Raw genomic sequence first — 17,538 nt, forward strand, 5'->3', positions numbered from 1 at the left:
AAGAAAGCTTATTCAATACTTCAACTTAATCTCGATCAACTTCTCAATATCCCTTAGTTGAGATTCATCGGTAATTTCAATTCTTACACCTCTGCCTTCGGCATATTTCTTCGCATTCGAAAGGTCTGTTTTAATGCTTTCAGCAATATCTGTCTGCATAATTTCATCATAGGCTTTTTGACCAAACACAAAAGCCACCAAAAAGCGATTCTCTCTTGGTAAAAAGTAGAGAATGGCTCTTTTCTTATCTTTTATGCGAAAGCTCCATCCATAGTTTTTACCAGGATAGTTCCATTCTTCTGTCGCATTGGGATATTTCTCGTATACCAAATTGTAAATGCGTTCCCACAAGGGATACAAATCGCCTAATTGATCTCCTACATCATTTAATGTGGGCTTTATGGCTTTGTCGGGGAAAATGCTAATGTCCGTCATAGGTTTGAGTTTAATGTATTTATTATTTCAAGCAGTTCGCTTGGTGTCTTAATCTCAAAATCGGGTTGATATTTCCACTCCTTTGTGTTGGCTCCACTATACATTGCTGTTACTGCTATCACCTTGCTATTCTCGCACAACTCCCTTTCAATATTTCTGGCAAACTCCACATCTCCTTCATGATCGCCAACATATATAATGGTCTTTTTTTCCAATCTATCATATATTTGCTCTAAACATTTAATTCCGCCATAAGGAAAAGGTTTCTGCATATTATTGGGAACATCATCGTAGCCAATTACAGCATTCATCTTCGATGATATTTGGTACTTATTCAAGACTCCCATAATATTCTCTGATGAATTTTGCGAGCAAATACCTTGTGGCAAATCAATGGCTTTTATCGTTTGTACTATTTCCGAAAACAAATCAACCGGAGTAGTATTTTTCAATTGAAACTCTGTCCAAAGTGGGCCTGCTTCCAACATTTCTTCTTCGGTCATGCCGTAGTAATTCACATACAAATCCTGCCAGTTTTTTGCCTGATGATTTGCAATATGGTAAGCTTCTTCGGTTTTTAAACAATCAGGTAAATTTCCATTGGTCAATCGAGGAGCAACAACCGATAAAATTTGAATGGTCGTATCAATATTTTTGGGAACTGAATTCACTAAAGTTCCGTCGTAATCCCAAAGCACCGCATCAATTTTTCTCATGTATTCCTCTTTTTTCTAGTTTCTCTTTCGATAATAAGTAACAGGTCCATCTACATAGGATTGGTTGATGATTAAGGTATCATTTTCTGTAGAAAAGTAGGACTCCGTTCCCTTATTTATGACCAAAACCAATGTAGAATCGCTATTGGCATCAAGCGAGTTATCGATTCTGTACTTTAGTTGGTATGGATACTTGTGACTCAACACCTCATCTCTGTAATACTCCACCGTATCGTTGGTTTTGAATACAATCTTTTCCTGGTATCCTTCTGATGCGGGCGTAAACTCGCTTCGCGTGCGTGGACTATTGGTTTTTATCCACTGCCACTCTCCCTGCAGCGATTTGTAGGCCTCATCCAAGGCATTGTACACCAATTTTTCATCGGTACAGGCCATGGATAGGTATACGATACCGATTAAGGTTATCAGGTAGGTAATTTGGTTTTTTGGGGTAATTGCTTTTGGTATCATGCTAATGAATTTTGTTGATTCTACTAATTTAAACCATCTAGTTCTTTTAAACCTGACATTTTGAATTTTATTTATTTAAAGCATTCTCTAAAAACCACATTAAATTCCCCTTAAAATAGAACATCAACAAGGCAATGGAGAAACCAATAGCTAAAGCAATTCCATTCATTTTCATCTGTTGGGTTGTGGATGATATCTTTTTTGCATTACTCCCGGATAGTCCAGGTTTATAATGTCCGAAAGCTAGCGCGAGCGCAATGTCATTAAATTAAGGTATTTTTACACCATATTCTGGATCAACTTTTATATTAAAGAAAATGTCATATAGATCGGGATTCGTTTTAGAAACCTTTAGTATAAACAAATCACCAGGGACAATATCATCAGTATAATAAGTTCCAATTTCTATATTTCTTATCTTGATAATAAATTTTTCGCCATTCCAATACTTAAATTTTAAAACATGCTTTCTGGTTGTTGTACCTTTAGGTCTATTTTTCCTATACTCCAACACCTTTGCTACAGCAACGTAGTAACCATTCTGAGCTTCATCTTTCTCTCTTGTATACTGGAATAATATTGCCATTATAGAAATTCCAATAGAAATTCCAATACCTATAAAATGTAGTTTTTTATTTCTTTCCATCTCCCCTCATATATTCATAAATTGAGTAAAAAATCGATTTTGAAGCACTTCCTGCAGACCACCCCATAGCTTTCTCAACATTTGTATTAACAAATTGAGACTTAAAAGCATCTACCATCTGTGCGGTTAGCATAAACTCGCGCCATCTGGGGGTCACAGACTTGCGGCAGTTAGAGGCTTGCAGTAGTTAAGGAATTTAACTTATCCATTCATTAAAAGTTTTTTCCAACAACCATTTATTACCTTCTCTCCTGTATAGTCGACATGAACCTCCGCCATTTAATCTACCATACATCGAATATTCATACACAAAGGCATATTTGTAATCCTCTGAAAAAATCGGGATAGAAATACCGGAAACACAATTATACTTTTCAACCAAATTCTCCCAAAAGGGAAGATTTTTACTTTTCATCTCCTCTATAAAAAAATGAAACTCTTTTATTGGAATTTGGTTTTCTGCGATTAGCATTTGATTTTCAAAATTCTCACTCAATTTTTTCTGCTCTTTTATTATTTTCCGAACATCTTTTCCCAAATACATGGCTAACTCTGATTCCAAATCCTGACTTGTGATAATTGGTGGAAGATATGCCCCATATGAATGGATTAAAAACAGACCAGATTTATCATTAAATTCTCTTTCTATTTGATTTAGAAATACCAAAGATTCTTCAATGTAACAGTCATTATTTCTACAAGAGGACAATAAGAACAATCCTATTATAAGTATATGTTTTTTCATTTTATTCTGTCTTGTAGTATGGTAACACAAAGCTCTTTTACATTGTTAAGGCACGAATTACAAAATCGCGCTATTGGGATGTCTATTTCATTTAGGAAAATCTACACTACAAAAAAGAGCTTTTGTTAATTCTAAAACAGATTCGATTTTTCAATAGATTTCTTTTTGCACAACTCCACTCACTTGCAATAAATTTGCCTGGTGATCAAGTAGTTCTTTCTTTGTTAAAAAATATCCTCTGGTAATCAAATACACATAAGTATGAATTGCATTAAAGAGCATATCCAAATTGTCATCTATATAATTCTCTTCTCTAAAATACTGCCAATCCTTTGAAATATACCTTTCAAAATTTGTCCTCATTTCTGAGTTTATTTCTTCCTTGTATAATGGATCATTAAGTAAATCTTGAATTTCAGCCTTAAAATCAAGCTCTAACCTGTGCATTCTTCTAAAATTCTCCCTTATCTGATCGAAAGGGGTTACAACATTCATAAATTGGACTGCTTCTGTTATTCTGGCATATACATCATACTTCCTATCATGTTCTTTATCAAACTTAAAATAATTGATATAAAGATTTCTAATTGCACTTGGAAGATCCAAGGATTTCTCCAGATTGAAGAAGTATTTATAAATTTCAATATCGTTTGCTTTTATTTGTTTGTGCAAATCTTGTTTTTCCAGCTCTAGCTTTTCAACTAATTCCTTCCCTTTTTTACGAGTATACTTTATGCCATCATAATCGAATGATTTATTAGGAATGGTTTTATTTATGATTTGCTTAATCACTTCTATATCATTTTCAAGAGCATAAAACCTATAAATTAAATCTCGTTTTTCAGCATTAAACAGCTCTTCGAACAAAACATCCTCTTTCCCTTCAATGGATTCTATATCGAAACATTCAGGATTTTTAGAGTCATAGTATCCATTGTACATCTCAGCAAAAATATTTTTAGAAAAACCTTCTACGAATGCATCACTAAAATCGGAAAGCGATAATGCAGTAGGAGTATCTTTAAATTGTATCTCCGAGAATATCTTTTCTGTTATGGCTCTTTGTGTATTTTCGTAATCTTGTAAAATATCAACAGCCGGAGTTCTATCTGGATCTTTCATACTAAGCTTAGCAAGTCTTAAGCGTTCAACCCTATCTTCCACACTAGGATGAGAAGCCCATTGGTCCTTTATTACCAATTTCGATTTATTGAATTTATTTAAATCTTCTACTTCAATCTCTGGGAACTCTTCAATAATCTTAATATTATCATCTTTTGCAATAAAATTCATTACAAAAAACTGTTCCTTAAAAATATTCAGACTCCTTAAATTCTCATCATATTTTTGCTGATAGAAATTCATTACTACATTTAAAGAATGATCGGCAAGAGAAAAGCGCAACAAAGAACTTTTTAACGGTTCATAACCAGTAATATTTGCAGCAATTTCATCGGCATGAAACTCCATTTCCCTCGAAAGTCCCATATAACTTTTATTAACCACATTGTATAGCTTTCTAAGCACCCATTGAATCCCTCGATTTATTGTGGCAGCTATTACTACAAAAACGGAAAAATAACCACTTACATTGGCCCAGGTTTCAATTAATCGATCATACGATTCATTATCGAACAACATATTAAAAATAACCTGGTTCACATTGTAAACATAGCTCCCAACCTTCATGGTTCTCTGAGAAAAATGGCCAAACTCATGTGAAAGAATTGCCTTTAATTCTTGCCTTGTCACAGTATTCATTAAACCCATCCCAATTTGTAAATTCTTTCGGACTGGTAAAAACATGCTCCAAAAACTTGAATTATAAAATACTGATGCATTTACATCTGCAGATAAAAACACTTTCTTGGGAAATTTTGTATCTACCTCTCTAACTATTTCCTCAATCAAATTAAATAATTCCGGTTCATCACTTTTCTTGATTTCATTCAAATGAGTCATGTCAACCTTGTGTGACTTAAACATGAATTTTAAAAGAAAAATCAGAATCAAAAAACCTAAACTGGCCAATCCTACGCCTAAAGCCAGTGTGATAAACTTTGGTATTGTAATAATTAACATTACACCGCCAAAAACACACAAAGCAGTAATGCCCAAAGCAAGCATTAATAATATGAAGTAGGTAATTGTAAAAAAGGCAATTGAAAGAATTGCTTTGGTTGTTTGAGATTTAAACTCTTTAGATAATTTCACTTGTTTTTTTATCATTTTTTATGGTTTTTATTCACGGGTTATTTTAATTTTCACACCTTACTCACAAGCAACTCTTCGAACTCTGCCAATAAGGTCTTCAGGTTTGGATAAATTTTCTGTGCCGATTCAAAACTCTGATCTTTCAACAAGGCTTTCAATTGTTAAAAGTTTTTTGCATTTAATTTATTAGTTCTGTTTTTAGTTTAAAATATTCTCAATCATCCACATTAAATTCCCCTTAAAATAGAACATCAACAAGGCAATGGAGAAACCAATAGTCAAAGCAATTCCATTCAGCTTCACTTGTTTGGTTGTGGATGCTATATGATATCTTTTTTGCATTACACCTAAATTGATCAACACAAATAGTATTACAGGCAGTACCAATACCCAAAAACTAAACTGAGAATTGGGAGATAAAATCGGGATTATTCTATAAAACAATATCAACGATGGCAGTATTAGCATCAATACAAAACCAATAGGTTTGCGTATGAATACACCTGTTATGGCAAGCATGCAAATAATGGGATCGAAAAGTAAGTTTGATCTCAAGATGATCATAGGGTTTGCAAATAGCTCTTTCACAGAATAAAAAGCTCGCACATAATTTACCTGTTCGTAAATTCCCACTCCCAATTTCATTAACATTAAAATTAATACAAGGGCAACAATTAAATTTTCTATAATTTTTGTTCTATCCATTTCGTTATAAGCATAAGTTACAGACTGGCAGCAATTAGGAGGTTATAAGTACTTTTATTTACTGTTTCCATAAATTCTATTAAAATCCTCAAACATTTCAACAATATCGCGTCTCTTGTAGGTTTTGTCTTTAATCCGATCAGCTATTTTCGGATAATCTTTAAATACAACCAAAGCTGCCTTCTTAAAGCTTTTTTCAATTCCTCCACCATCAGTCAAAAAATAAGTAACAAAGTCTTTGTCCTCATTGCAGATGTAAAATCGTTCTACCGGTGCGCCTGCAGTTCCACCCATAGCTGTTCCTGATGAGTTCATTCGTGGCGCACCCGCGGAAACTTCGCTAAACAATGCCATTTTGCCATCAACAAGTAATCGCAACAACTTGGGCTTTGTCGTATATCTTTTCTTTTTAATCATCTTGTATTGAAAAGTGTAAAAATCCTTGTTATAAGTGGTAAAACTCCCAAGTAAAATTACATCCTCCCTTTTGGTCAGAGTAGTATTTATTTTCAAGCCCTTCAGAGTTCGAAAATTATAAATCACTGGTTCGCTTTCCTTATCCTTTCTGAACTTTACGGTTTGATCTGCCTTCATTCTGGCCAAACCTTTCAATACTTCACCATTTCTAAGATATAGTGTAGCTTGTTTATTCTGAGCAAAGAGATTGTATGAGGTTAATAGGGCAATTAGTAGTAATAGGTTTCTCATTTATTCGTAGTTATTTATTTTATTCTTCTTGCGATTATTCATAATCAGAAAAACTCCAATTAAAAGTGGAGTCCTCTTTTACAGCCACTAGCCACAGACTTGCGGAAGTTAGTGATAGACAGAGAAATGTTAATTCCTGTAATCATTATATTTTATTCCAATCTATAGATTCTTCTAGTTTAAAGTCATAAGTCCTATTATTTCGTACTTTAATTTTATTCGCTTCATTCAACAATTTTACTGTTATATCACTTACATCTTCTTTTGATAGTAATCTTTCATTAGGTTTTATTTCCTTCATTGTTTTTGAATCAAATGCTTCAATTTCGTCTCTAAATTCTGAGTGAATTGTAGCTGTAGAAAACTGCACTAAATTTGACAATAGAAATAAATCATTGAGGTTTCTGGGGGCATTATAATCCAAATTAGAAATACTGAAAACAAAATCTCCATTCTTACCTTTCCTCATATTATGAGCTAGCAAGTTATTCCTAAATTCACGTAAATCTTTCCAATCTAAAACCTTAGAAATTAACGGCTTGTTTATTGATTTAGTTACTATGATCCTATTTTTATAATTCTTTTCTGTTTTTACACCAAAAACTTGCTGATACTCATCTAGAAAAGAGACTGAATCTATTACTGTCATATAAAACAGTGAATTTAACAATGTCATTTCTTTTCCTTTAATTGAGCAAGATTTTTTTTGAGGAAATCCAAAATCCACAAGAAGTTTATTACGATTCCCCATCTCTCGTGCAAACTTTGTCATTATTTGGATACTCTCAACTAATTTTCTCATATTCACTAAATTTATTACAGTTAACATTAGGTACTAAATACCTTTGAACTACCGCAAATCTGTGACTTGCGGTAGTTAGAAGTTAGCCTCATCATATTTTTCTTTTACCTCAATATCCAAGAACTAAATTTACCAAATCCCATTTATCCTATCCTCATCATTTTATGAAACTTTTGTTAGAATTATTATAAATAAACCAATTACAAATAGAAATTAAAGTGATTGAATTAAACAGATTTGCCAACAAATTTTGCCAAATCACAAACTGAGTTAATGGATTTTACATTCAAGGTAAACTCTGCTTGCATTTTTACTTACTCCGATAGGTATTTAGGCTACTCTTATGCCATTCTGGCCTACTCCGATGGGTCTATACCTTACTCCAATGCCATTTTGGCTTACTCCGAAGAGGTATATCCCTACTCCGATCGGTATTTACTGGTCTGAGCAATGATATTGCTTAACTATATATTGCATAAAAAACTCCGCCTAAGCGGAGTTCCTTTAATAAATGTTCTCGAAACATTATACTTCCGATTCAACATCACTCTCTTTTTTAACCGATTGATTTCTCTTCTTCCAATACTTACTCGTATATCCTTTTAACTTTTTGGGTTCGTTGCGGAATATAAATTTACCTGCTGCTCGAATATCATCAACAGATTCTTTTAAGTAAGTATAGGCTTTGTCGCGCAATACTTTGGTATCGCTACCACGTTGGCGACTACCGTTGGCTACAGCCAATGCATCGGCACCATTTACAGCAATATCGGCAGCTGTATCGAGCTTGGTTAAATCGAAATTAATGGCAGTTAAGGCATCTGTATTGCCTTTTCCTAATACCGAAAGGTCATTCAGATCCTGTATGGTATCAGAGTTTGTACTACCTTCGGCAATATCGGCAATTGCAGACATTAAATTCTCATCCTTACGATATGCATATCGAAAGGTATGAATCAGTTCCGATTTCAATTCATTGGCTTTCTCCTGAATATCGGCCCACGAATCCTCGGCCTGATTGGCCTTGTGCTGGTCCTCTACCCATAATGACTGCACTTCGCGACATGCACCAATTCTGGCCTGCAAATCGTCAATTTGTACTTCGGTAACATTTATTGTGGCAAGTTCTGCAATATCGATTCTGGCACATCGAGCCATATCTTCTGCTTCCTGCAAATAAATATTTACGGGCATTGTAATTGCCACTATACTTCCATCTTCCACAGCCTGAATCTTTTCTTTTAAAGCTGTTAAATGATCAGTATTACTCATTTTTAACAAGTTTTAGTTTTATAAATGTTTGTTGTAGTAACTTCTGTATAAAGAAGTAATGAGAGGGTGGTTTGTATACAACATTGTCCGCAGGCAATATTGTTTGTGCGCTTGGTACTATCGAATAAAGAATTTTATTGATACTCCTTACTTTACAATAGTATAGTTAAAGCTAAACATTTTAATTAACACCATAATGTTAAAAAATCTTAAAATATAACTCATACCCAAAGAGCATTGCATGTGAATTTTTAAATTTTCGCTCAAAATTGTAAATTCGCTACGCTGTTAAAAAGAGAAGCATCACCTTGATTCCCTCGAAAAAAACGGCGAATAAAAATTCAAGTTTTAATCCCTAAATAAAATTTAAACACATGAAAAGGAGTAGTATCATTCTTGCTTTTTTAGCTGTTATTGTAATTTTTAGTGCATGTAATAAAGTACCTCGATCGGGTAAATTAAAGTTTAAGAACAGTATTGATAGTGTAAGCTATGCATTGGGTTATATAGAAGCGGATAACTACAAGAAAAGTTTCGATCGCGTGCCTTTCCAAATGGATACTGCCGCTATGGTTGAGTTTGCCAAAGCTGTTGCCAAAACAAAACTATCAGAAAGATATGTTGAGTTCAGAAAGAATCAGTTCGAAGACTTAAACGAGGATATTTTTTACAAAGGATTTCTGAACGAGTTGGCATATGGCAAATCGTATTTTACAAAAATGAGTGCCGATATCTATTTAAGAAAGATTTTTGAACAGAATAAAGCCAAAAAAGATTCTCTTAAAAAAGAGGAAGGATTAGCCAACCTGGCCAAAGGGAAAAAGTTTTTAGAAGAAAATAAAGCTCGCAAAGGTGTAATCGAAACCGAAAGTGGCTTACAATACGAAATTATTAAAGAAGGTACTGGTAAAATTGCCACGTTTAACGATCGAGTAAAATGTGTTTACCACGGAACTTTAATTGATGGTACGGTTTTCGATAGCTCGAAAGAACGTGGCGACACTACTGCTTTTGGTGTAAATCGTGTAATTAAAGGTTGGACCGAAGCGCTACAATTAATGCCTGAAGGATCGGAATGGAAATTGTTCGTACCTGCTAACCTGGCTTACGGTGAAAATGGAAACAAAAAAATTGGTCCGAACGAAACTTTGATTTTCGATATCAACCTGGTTGAAGTGGTTGAAAAGGAAACGAAGAAGTAATTCGATAAAATATAAGATGTTGATGGAAGGGATGCCGATTGGTGTCCCTTTTTCAATTAATAATTCGCAATGTGTAATTAAAATTCTTTTCATATTCGACTTTATTCTCTAGCCGGATAGTTCTTCCTTTTTATTCATTCATAATTTCACGGGCATTCATATTCTCACATAGCTCGGTTCTATTGATGAGAAAGGAAGCAAAAAATCTAGGGCGTGTAAGCACAAACTTATTCTATTTGAAAAGCTACTCTTTATACACAAATTAGGAATAACTATTTTGATTAGATAATGATGAATCATTTATAGTATTTGCATGTTGAGTGTTTCCCTTTTAGGGAAACTGTCGACAGACTAAAGGGTGAGAAAAAATAATTTCACCCAAAATGCACCCTTCTCCCTGTCGGGATCTCCCCTAAAAGGGGAGAACTTAAAATTAAACGATTACCCATCTAATTCTCCGTAGAATTAAATTCAGGAAAATAAATGTGTATAAAGAGTAGCTCTTTGAGGAGAAGGGGCTAGGGGTTGAGGTAAAGATTATTGCAACTAATATTTTGCTCCTACAGAGCACCCCTCCCATCATGAAAATTCATATCATATTCCACTATTAGACTTTTGCACTATTCTACCATTCTACTTTTCCACCTTTCAAGTGACAAAGGAAAAGAAAGTGCTTAATTGGACGGTTTGACTGTTCGACTATTCAACTGTTGGACATTCTTTTACTATTAAAATAGAACTTTTACTATAAAAATAGTAGGATTTATAAATCATTCTACTATATTTGTAGTAGAATTATAATCGAAATTGTATATGGATATCAAATCACTTACCAAAGCAGAAGAGCAAATCATGCAGATTTTATGGCAGTTACAAGATGGAACTGTAAAAGAAGTAATCGAAAATTTTAAAGATTCTAAACCTGCTTACACTACTGTAGCAACCGTTTTAAGCGTGTTGGAAAAGAAAGGATTTGTAGAACATCGTAAGGTGGGAAACACAAAAGTGTTTACTCCTATGGTAAGTAAAACTGATTATACCAAAGTACAATTCTCGTCGCTCCTACGAAATTACTTTAATGGTTCGTTTCCGAAAATGGCAAGTTTTTTTGCCCGCGAAAACGATTTGGATATCTCCGACCTGGAAAATATCATGAAGCAAGCCGAAGAGGAAATGAAACAAAATCACGATAAAAATGAATAATATGAATGTTTATTTTGACTTTCTGATAAAAGCATCGGTCAGCATAGGCATCATGTATGTTCTGTACTGGTTGTTGTTACGCAATTTAACCCACTTTAAGGCCAACCGATATTTTCTGCTGGCAAGCGTGATTCTGGCAGTAATCTGTGCCGCATTTCCTGTTCGGTATGAAGTATTAATGTCGGCACCACTGCAGGTAATGCAAAGTTCTGAATTTGCAGATCAATTTCAACGCAAAATCAGCAATACCACAATTGTACAAGAGGAAAGCTTCCCATTTGGAATTTGGGAGTTTCTATTGGGCGCATACTTAATCGGTTTTGTTATGGTCTTGCTTCGCCTGATTGTTCAATCGTGGAAACCTGTACAAATTATTTTGCGAACCAATCCGAAAAAAATCGACGATTACCTGTTGCATGAGAATACGGTTTATAAAATGCCATTCTCATTCTTTAACAGGATTTTAATTCATCCCGAATATTTTAAACAAAACGAGATAAATGACATTTTAACTCATGAAAAAGTGCACATTCAAGAGCGTCATTGGATCGATTTGTTCATTATAGAGCTGTTAACAGTGTTTTTTTGGTTCAACCCATTTATTTGGCTGTTTGAACGTGCTATTAAACAAAACCACGAATACCTGGCCGACAAAGGTGTATTATCCCGGGGCCAATCACCAGTCAGGTATCAGGCTTTATTAATTAACCAGCTAATGGGCACAAAAGTTATTGGCATGGCCAATCATCTGAATTTTGCCCTCGGCCCAACCCGATTTAAAATGATGACGAAAGAAAAATGTTCAAAACGAAAATTGTATCGTATGATTTGGCTGCTGCCTGTATTGGCAGTATTGATGTACTCTTTTGCTCAGCCTGTGTATAAGGTGCAGGCACAAGAAAAGAAAGAAACCAAAACTGTTACCATTCCTGAAAACAAGGAGTTGGAACACACTTTAGCAGATGGTACAGTTGTTACCATTAACGGAGGAACCACTCTTACTTATCCTGTAAAATCTACAAAGAACAAAGAAGAGGTAACAAAGGATGATAAAACAAACTTTGATGTAAGCGATTCTAAGGTTCCTTTTAAAGTGAAAAACAAGAAAGGAAATATCAATACACTTTCTAATGTTGAAAAGCCTAAAACAAGCAAAAAAGTTCCTGCTAGAATTAAAGGTACAGTAAAGGATGAAAAGGGAAATCCTATTCAGGGTGCCTCAGTTATTCTAAAAGGAAGTAAAGAGGGAAGCATTACCGATTCTGAAGGAAATTATGAATTCGAAATGTCTGCAAGTGAAAATAATGGTCTAATTGCCGTACATCCTGGATATGAACAAAAATCTAACACTTTATTCATTGAAACAAGTCCTGATTATTTAAAGTTAGATTTTATCATGGAAGCGGTTAATTCCGATGATAAAAAATACAAGCAAAAAGTGTTTAAAGCATATGGAACTGTTGTAGATGAAGCAGGAAACCCAATGCCTGGAGCTGCTATTATTGTACAGGGAACAACTTTAGGAACAGTTGCTGATAGGGATGGAACTTTTAAATTGGAAATTCCAACCAATAAAGATTGGGGTCTCATAGTATCATTTGTAGGCTATAGAACTATTAGTAATAAGGTTGAACTTAAAGGTGATAAAACCGATCTTAAGTTTGAATTTGTGTTAAAACGTGAGGTAATTAAAATCTCATCAAAGGATTTAAAGAACGCAGGAGATATTCCTCCTCCGCCACCACCACCAGCTCCACAAATGGAAAAGTCGGATGAACCTGTTTTTGTAATAGTTGAAGACATGCCGCAATATCCACAAGGATTTTATGGACTGGCACAACATGTAAAAAAACAATCTGCCAAAATCAAGGAGAGTTTCTTCTTCGAAGGTAAAACGTTAAAAGGAAATGCTACTATTGGTTTTACTGTAAACCCTAAAGGAGAAGTAAGCAATATTCAAATCCTTAAAAAATCGAATGAGGTAGCAGCCGAAGCTGCACAAATTATTGCTTCGAAAATGGAGGCTTGGAAACCAGGTTCTCAGCGAGGCAAAAAAGTACCTGTTGATTTTGCAATGGAACTAGAGTTCTAAACCAAAAACGATTTCGATATTATTCTAAAAAAGTGCTGTTATACACTACTAAACTAGTGTTAACAGCACTTTTTATATTTTTCGATTTGACATTCGTCTTTATTAGGCCTTTATCAAACTCTCTAACTTCTCTACCAATACTGATCCAGGCACCACTCCTACTGATTTGTCCACAATTTCAGATTTCTTTACAAAAAACAATGTTGGAATACTTCCCACCTGGTACTTGGTTCTTAAATCGGGGAATTTATGCACATCCACTTTTTGGAACTCTACTTTCCCTTCATAATCCCCTGCTAGTTTTTCTACAATTGGCATTAATGTCTGACATGGTGGACAAGTCTCGGCGTAAAAATCTATTAAGATGGCATGTTCTTTCTTCAATAGATTCTCTAATTCCTTTGCGTTTTCTATTTCTTTCATTATTCTAGGTTAAATGTTTCAAATCCATTAATCTGGCTTACAAATATGCCAAAACTTTATGCTTTGTTCATTGTTGAATATTCCCTAAAGATTGTCAATTTTTCCTTTCGCCTGATTTAATCCTTAAAATCTCTTTCTATCTTTAGCTGAATCTCAAAATTAACAGAAATGGGAAAAATAAGATGCAAGTGGGCAGGCAACGATCCATTATATTGCGACTATCACGATAATGAATGGGGCGTGCCACTCCATGATGATCAAATGCTATTTGAATTCCTGATTTTAGAAGGAGCTCAGGCGGGTTTAAGTTGGATCACAGTACTTAGAAAACGTGAAAACTACCGAAAGGCTTTTGATAATTTCGATCCGAATATCGTAGCCAAATACGATCAAAAAAAGGTGGATGAGCTGCTGCTAAATGAAGGCATCATCAGGAATAAATTGAAAGTAAATTCAGCCATTAAAAATGCCAAGGCTTTTCTTAAGGTTCAAGCAGAGTTCGGCAGTTTCAACAAGTACATTTGGAGCTTTACAGGTGGTAAAACCATTAAAAATGCATGGAAAAACTTGTCAGAAGTACCTGCACTTACCAATGAAGCTACTGCCATGAGTAAAGATTTAAAGAAGCGAGGCTTTAATTTTGTTGGGCCAACCATTTGCTATGCTTTTATGCAGGCAACTGGCATGGTTAATGATCATACAACCGATTGTTTTAGATACCATGTGAAATAAAAATGCCTTTGATTTTACAAAGGCATTCAATGCTGAATTAAAGATTCAAACCTGAGTTTGATATGCTATTCACTCTTTTCACTCTAACATAGATTAAAGATTTTTAGTTTTTACCTAGATTAAAAATGATTGGAACTGTATACACCACATTAACAGGTTTACCATCTTTTTTCCCAGGTTTCCACTGAGGCATTAAATTCACAACTCGCATTGCTTCTTTATCAAGCGAAGGTGCAACACCTCTTACCACTCTAGAATCGCTCACAGTTCCTTCTTTATCGATAACAAAGGAAACAAATACTCTTCCTTGTATTCCTTTTTCTTGAGCCGCTTTAGGATAGATGATAGATCTACTAATAAATTTTTGCAATTCTGAAGTACCACCCGGAAACTTAGGCATATCATCAACTAATGTAAAAGCTTTCTTACCATTAATAAAGGTTTCTCCATCTTTCTTTTTAATTTTCAAGGTTTCTGTTTTTTCTTTTCCTGCACCAAAATTGACAGGAATGGTATAAGAAACATTTACCGCTATTCCATTTTGCATTCCAGGAGTCCAATCTGGCATGGATTTTATTACCCTTATAGCCTCTTTATCCAATGATGAGTCTACTCCACGAACTACTCTGGTCTTGCCAATTTTTCCCTCCTTGGTAATAATCGTTGTGACAAAAACACGGCCTTTAATTCCATTTTCTTTCGCAGCCTTAGGATATACTGTTGATTCCTTTATGAATTTCTTTAAAGCTGTTTGTCCTCCAGGAAACTGAGGCATTTTTTCAACAATCACAAAAACTTCGTTTGGATCAATCTTTTTATTTTTTGTTGCTCCTTTAGAACTCCAATCATTCCCTTCTGCTGGTAATATTTCACCTTTTTGAGACTTTATCTTAATTTTTAAAAAGTAATTATTCTCCTTATTCCCATTTAAAATAAAATCTTCGACTGCCATCTTTTTGACCTGAAAACCAACAAAAGATATAATAATATTGGCATCTTTGACAACATCAAGTTCAAACTTACCCTCAGAATCACTTATGGTTCCTATTGTACTATTCTCAACTATTATAGTAACACCAGCTGCAGGTTTGTTGTTTTCTTTCAAAATTAAACCTGATATTTTAACCGTTTCGTTATTTTGAACCTCCACTATTTCAATATCTTGAGCTTGTACTTTAATAGCTTTCATATTAAAAAACAATACAACAGCTACAACTGGAATCATAAGTAGCAATTTATAGCGCCTTATTTTTGGACCTTTTTCTTTTGACATCATAATCATTCTTTTTTTGTTTATGGAGTGATTGAAGTTGTTTGCTAAACCAACCACTTCGACTCCCATTAATTGGTTAATCAAAATTGCCTGATACTGTCCGATGCCGAAACCGCGCGCTATTACCCCGTCATCAGCCAATAATTCATGCGTTTGTTTTATTGCGATTTGAAAAAGCCATACAAATGGGTTAACCCAAAATATAATGCTTAAAATTTCAACCAAAAGCAGATCGATCCAGTGCTTTTGAAGTGCATGAACTTTTTCGTGTATAAATATGTTTCTCAATGCTTCATTTTCGAACTCTTCTCTGCTGATCACAACATAGCCAAAAAAGCTAAAAGCGGGTATTTTCTCATCAAGGAGTATTACTTTACAGTTATCTTTCACAATAAACTCCTTTCCTTTAATCATACTCCATATCTGCCAAACCTTTATGCTGCTTCTTATCAACAGCACCAGAGAAATGCTTAAATATATTCTCATTAAAAGCTGAGGAATATCGTAACTCGTTCTATTTTCTGATATTCCTTCTGGTATTGTTCCAGTTATCCATTTATCAACAGATAAGTCATTTAAAATATTTACTGATGATGCTTCAACAAGCACTGTATAAGGAATTTTTACAAGAGGAAGAAAAACTGCAAGAACTATACTCAGCATTAGAAACCACCTGATTTCGATAAAAAACCTTTCGTTTCTTAAAAACAGGAAATACAAGACATAAAAAACTGCCAGAATTCCTGAGGACTGCATTAAATAATGGAAGAATTCATTCATATCTATTTCTCCTTCTCAATTTGTTCTTTTGCGATCTTTATCATCTCTTCCAACTCCTGAATGCTTAGCTTGTTATCCTTTGCAAAAAAGGATGCCATTCGAGAAAATGAGCCATTAAAATAATTTTTCACCAAAGCCCCTGCTTTAAAACCTGAATAATCTTCTTTCGAAATTTTAACCGCAAACAAATGGGATTTCCCAGCTGGAATTTTATCTGCAAATCCCTTCTTCTCTAATGCATTCATCACTGTTGCAACAGTTGTATATGCTGGTTTTGGATCTGGAAAGTGTGAAACCACCTCTCTTACATTGGCTTCTTTTAATTCCCATAATATCTGCATCACTTGCTCTTCAGCTTTGGTCAACTCATTCATCTTAACATTTACTTTTAGATTAATCTACTACAAATTTAGTACTAATTTTTTAGTAGACAAATTTATTTACTAAAAATTTAGTAGATGAACTTATTTTTAAACTGCAGTATTGATAAATGCAAGCTATTTTGCTAACTATGCAAAAAAATTGAGCATGGAAACTTTTGAATTATCTAAAGAATCATACACCCTTTGGGATCGAATCAGAAAAGAATTGTCGCTCTTGATTCTACTTGTGGCTATACTTCTATTTTTTGTAGGATTTAAAGTTGTATACTTTACTGCCGTAATTGTAATGTATTCCCTATTGTTACTGCTCAAACGCAATCGAATTGTTACATCCATATCCTTTGATGATCAAAAACAAGAACTCAATATATACTATTACTATTTCATCTTTATTAAAGGAAAAGAAAGGATCCCCTACTCCAAACTAAATTATAAATTGAGCATGAAACGATTTGGTTTTGGTGCTGCAACTCAAACCCTAGAAATATTTAAAGGTAAAATGCTGTCTGCTGAACTCCGAAAAGATGGAAAATGGAGTTGGCCTGAGGATAAAACGAATGTCATCTGCGATAAATTATCAACAATTCAGAATTTAAACTAGGATTAATTTCTTTTAAGGTATAATTCTTGATAGATCCTTCGAGAGAATCTCAATTTATTTATCTTTGATAATAGTGTATAACCATTGAAAATAAGGTCCTATTCGAAGCTCAGCAACATATTGTTTATTAATAGC

At 34.2% G+C, this 17,538-nt stretch carries 19 protein-coding genes; 6 read left to right on the plus strand and 13 right to left on the minus strand.

Features of this window, described 5'->3' with window-relative positions:
- Positions 1–12: 12 nt before the first annotated feature.
- From ACKPCA_RS09705 to ACKPCA_RS09745, 9 genes are all read right to left on the minus strand, one after another.
- Positions 13–435, minus strand: coding sequence for a DUF3788 domain-containing protein (locus ACKPCA_RS09705; RefSeq protein ID WP_321278872.1), 423 nt, complete (start codon positions 433–435; stop codon positions 13–15).
- On the minus strand, positions 432–1,151 hold the full coding sequence (locus tag ACKPCA_RS09710) for an HAD family hydrolase (RefSeq protein ID WP_321278873.1): 720 nt from the start codon (positions 1,149–1,151) through the stop codon (positions 432–434). Before ACKPCA_RS09710 ends, ACKPCA_RS09705 begins: the two co-directional genes overlap by 4 nt.
- A 15-nt stretch (positions 1,152–1,166) precedes the next feature.
- Entirely contained in the window at positions 1,167–1,622 is a 456-nt protein-coding gene (locus ACKPCA_RS09715; protein ID WP_321278875.1) for a hypothetical protein, read from the minus strand.
- A 268-nt stretch (positions 1,623–1,890) separates the two neighbouring features.
- The gene (locus ACKPCA_RS09720; protein ID WP_321278877.1) at positions 1,891–2,268 is read right to left on the minus strand and encodes a hypothetical protein; all 378 of its coding nucleotides are present in this window, start codon (positions 2,266–2,268) and stop codon (positions 1,891–1,893) included.
- A 196-nt stretch (positions 2,269–2,464) separates the two neighbouring features.
- Positions 2,465–3,013 (minus strand): hypothetical protein, encoded by a 549-nt coding sequence (locus ACKPCA_RS09725; RefSeq protein WP_321278878.1) that lies wholly within the window; start codon positions 3,011–3,013, stop codon positions 2,465–2,467.
- A gap of 150 nt (positions 3,014–3,163) precedes the next feature.
- Positions 3,164–5,242 carry a M48 family metalloprotease gene (locus ACKPCA_RS09730; protein ID WP_321278879.1) on the minus strand — a complete coding sequence of 693 codons (2,079 nt, stop codon included), beginning with the start codon at positions 5,240–5,242 and terminating at the stop codon, positions 3,164–3,166.
- Between the two features lie 183 nt (positions 5,243–5,425).
- Positions 5,426–5,932, minus strand: coding sequence for a hypothetical protein (locus ACKPCA_RS09735; protein WP_321278880.1), 507 nt, complete (start codon positions 5,930–5,932; stop codon positions 5,426–5,428).
- 54 nt (positions 5,933–5,986) lie between these two features.
- Positions 5,987–6,640 carry a hypothetical protein gene (locus tag ACKPCA_RS09740; RefSeq protein ID WP_321278882.1) on the minus strand — a complete coding sequence of 218 codons (654 nt, stop codon included), beginning with the start codon at positions 6,638–6,640 and terminating at the stop codon, positions 5,987–5,989.
- Between the two features lie 145 nt (positions 6,641–6,785).
- Positions 6,786–7,442: a hypothetical protein gene (locus tag ACKPCA_RS09745; RefSeq protein ID WP_321278883.1), complete on the minus strand. Its 657-nt coding sequence runs from the start codon at positions 7,440–7,442 to the stop codon at positions 6,786–6,788.
- Between the two features lie 273 nt (positions 7,443–7,715).
- On the opposite strand from ACKPCA_RS09745, the gene ACKPCA_RS09750 reads away from it, so the two are divergent.
- On the plus strand, positions 7,716–7,889 hold the full coding sequence (locus ACKPCA_RS09750) for a hypothetical protein (RefSeq protein ID WP_321278885.1): 174 nt from the start codon (positions 7,716–7,718) through the stop codon (positions 7,887–7,889).
- 78 nt (positions 7,890–7,967) lie between these two features.
- Here ACKPCA_RS09750 and ACKPCA_RS09755 read toward each other — a convergent pair whose 3' ends face one another.
- Positions 7,968–8,714 carry a hypothetical protein gene (locus ACKPCA_RS09755; protein WP_321278886.1) on the minus strand — a complete coding sequence of 249 codons (747 nt, stop codon included), beginning with the start codon at positions 8,712–8,714 and terminating at the stop codon, positions 7,968–7,970.
- Positions 8,715–9,088: 374 nt separating this feature from the next.
- On the opposite strand from ACKPCA_RS09755, the gene ACKPCA_RS09760 reads away from it, so the two are divergent.
- From ACKPCA_RS09760 to ACKPCA_RS09770, 3 genes are all read left to right on the plus strand, one after another.
- Positions 9,089–9,916 (plus strand): FKBP-type peptidyl-prolyl cis-trans isomerase, encoded by an 828-nt coding sequence (locus ACKPCA_RS09760; RefSeq protein WP_054720497.1) that lies wholly within the window; start codon positions 9,089–9,091, stop codon positions 9,914–9,916.
- 813 nt (positions 9,917–10,729) lie between these two features.
- Positions 10,730–11,119 carry a BlaI/MecI/CopY family transcriptional regulator gene (locus ACKPCA_RS09765; protein ID WP_321278888.1) on the plus strand — a complete coding sequence of 130 codons (390 nt, stop codon included), beginning with the start codon at positions 10,730–10,732 and terminating at the stop codon, positions 11,117–11,119.
- Entirely contained in the window at positions 11,112–13,211 is a 2,100-nt protein-coding gene (locus ACKPCA_RS09770) for a carboxypeptidase-like regulatory domain-containing protein (protein ID WP_321278889.1), read from the plus strand. The genes ACKPCA_RS09765 and ACKPCA_RS09770 overlap by 8 nt, the downstream gene beginning before the upstream one ends.
- A gap of 102 nt (positions 13,212–13,313) precedes the next feature.
- Here ACKPCA_RS09770 and ACKPCA_RS09775 read toward each other — a convergent pair whose 3' ends face one another.
- Entirely contained in the window at positions 13,314–13,634 is a 321-nt protein-coding gene (locus ACKPCA_RS09775; RefSeq protein WP_054720491.1) for a thioredoxin family protein, read from the minus strand.
- Between the two features lie 168 nt (positions 13,635–13,802).
- Between ACKPCA_RS09775 and ACKPCA_RS09780 the strand changes: the two genes are divergently transcribed.
- Positions 13,803–14,366, plus strand: coding sequence for a DNA-3-methyladenine glycosylase I (locus tag ACKPCA_RS09780; RefSeq protein ID WP_321278891.1), 564 nt, complete (start codon positions 13,803–13,805; stop codon positions 14,364–14,366).
- A gap of 103 nt (positions 14,367–14,469) precedes the next feature.
- On the opposite strand, the gene ACKPCA_RS09785 is transcribed toward ACKPCA_RS09780, so the two are convergent.
- Together ACKPCA_RS09785 and ACKPCA_RS09790 are read right to left on the minus strand one after the other, a co-directional pair.
- Positions 14,470–16,419, minus strand: coding sequence for a TonB family protein (locus tag ACKPCA_RS09785; protein ID WP_321278892.1), 1,950 nt, complete (start codon positions 16,417–16,419; stop codon positions 14,470–14,472).
- Between the two features lie 2 nt (positions 16,420–16,421).
- The gene (locus ACKPCA_RS09790) at positions 16,422–16,793 is read right to left on the minus strand and encodes a BlaI/MecI/CopY family transcriptional regulator (RefSeq protein ID WP_321278893.1); all 372 of its coding nucleotides are present in this window, start codon (positions 16,791–16,793) and stop codon (positions 16,422–16,424) included.
- A gap of 154 nt (positions 16,794–16,947) precedes the next feature.
- Between ACKPCA_RS09790 and ACKPCA_RS09795 the strand changes: the two genes are divergently transcribed.
- Positions 16,948–17,403 carry a hypothetical protein gene (locus tag ACKPCA_RS09795; RefSeq protein ID WP_321278895.1) on the plus strand — a complete coding sequence of 152 codons (456 nt, stop codon included), beginning with the start codon at positions 16,948–16,950 and terminating at the stop codon, positions 17,401–17,403.
- The last annotated feature ends 135 nt before the right edge of the window (positions 17,404–17,538 follow it).

The sequence above is a fragment of the Marinifilum fragile genome (assembly GCF_963677365.1).
Classification (GTDB): Bacteria; Bacteroidota; Bacteroidia; order Bacteroidales; family Marinifilaceae; genus Marinifilum; species Marinifilum fragile.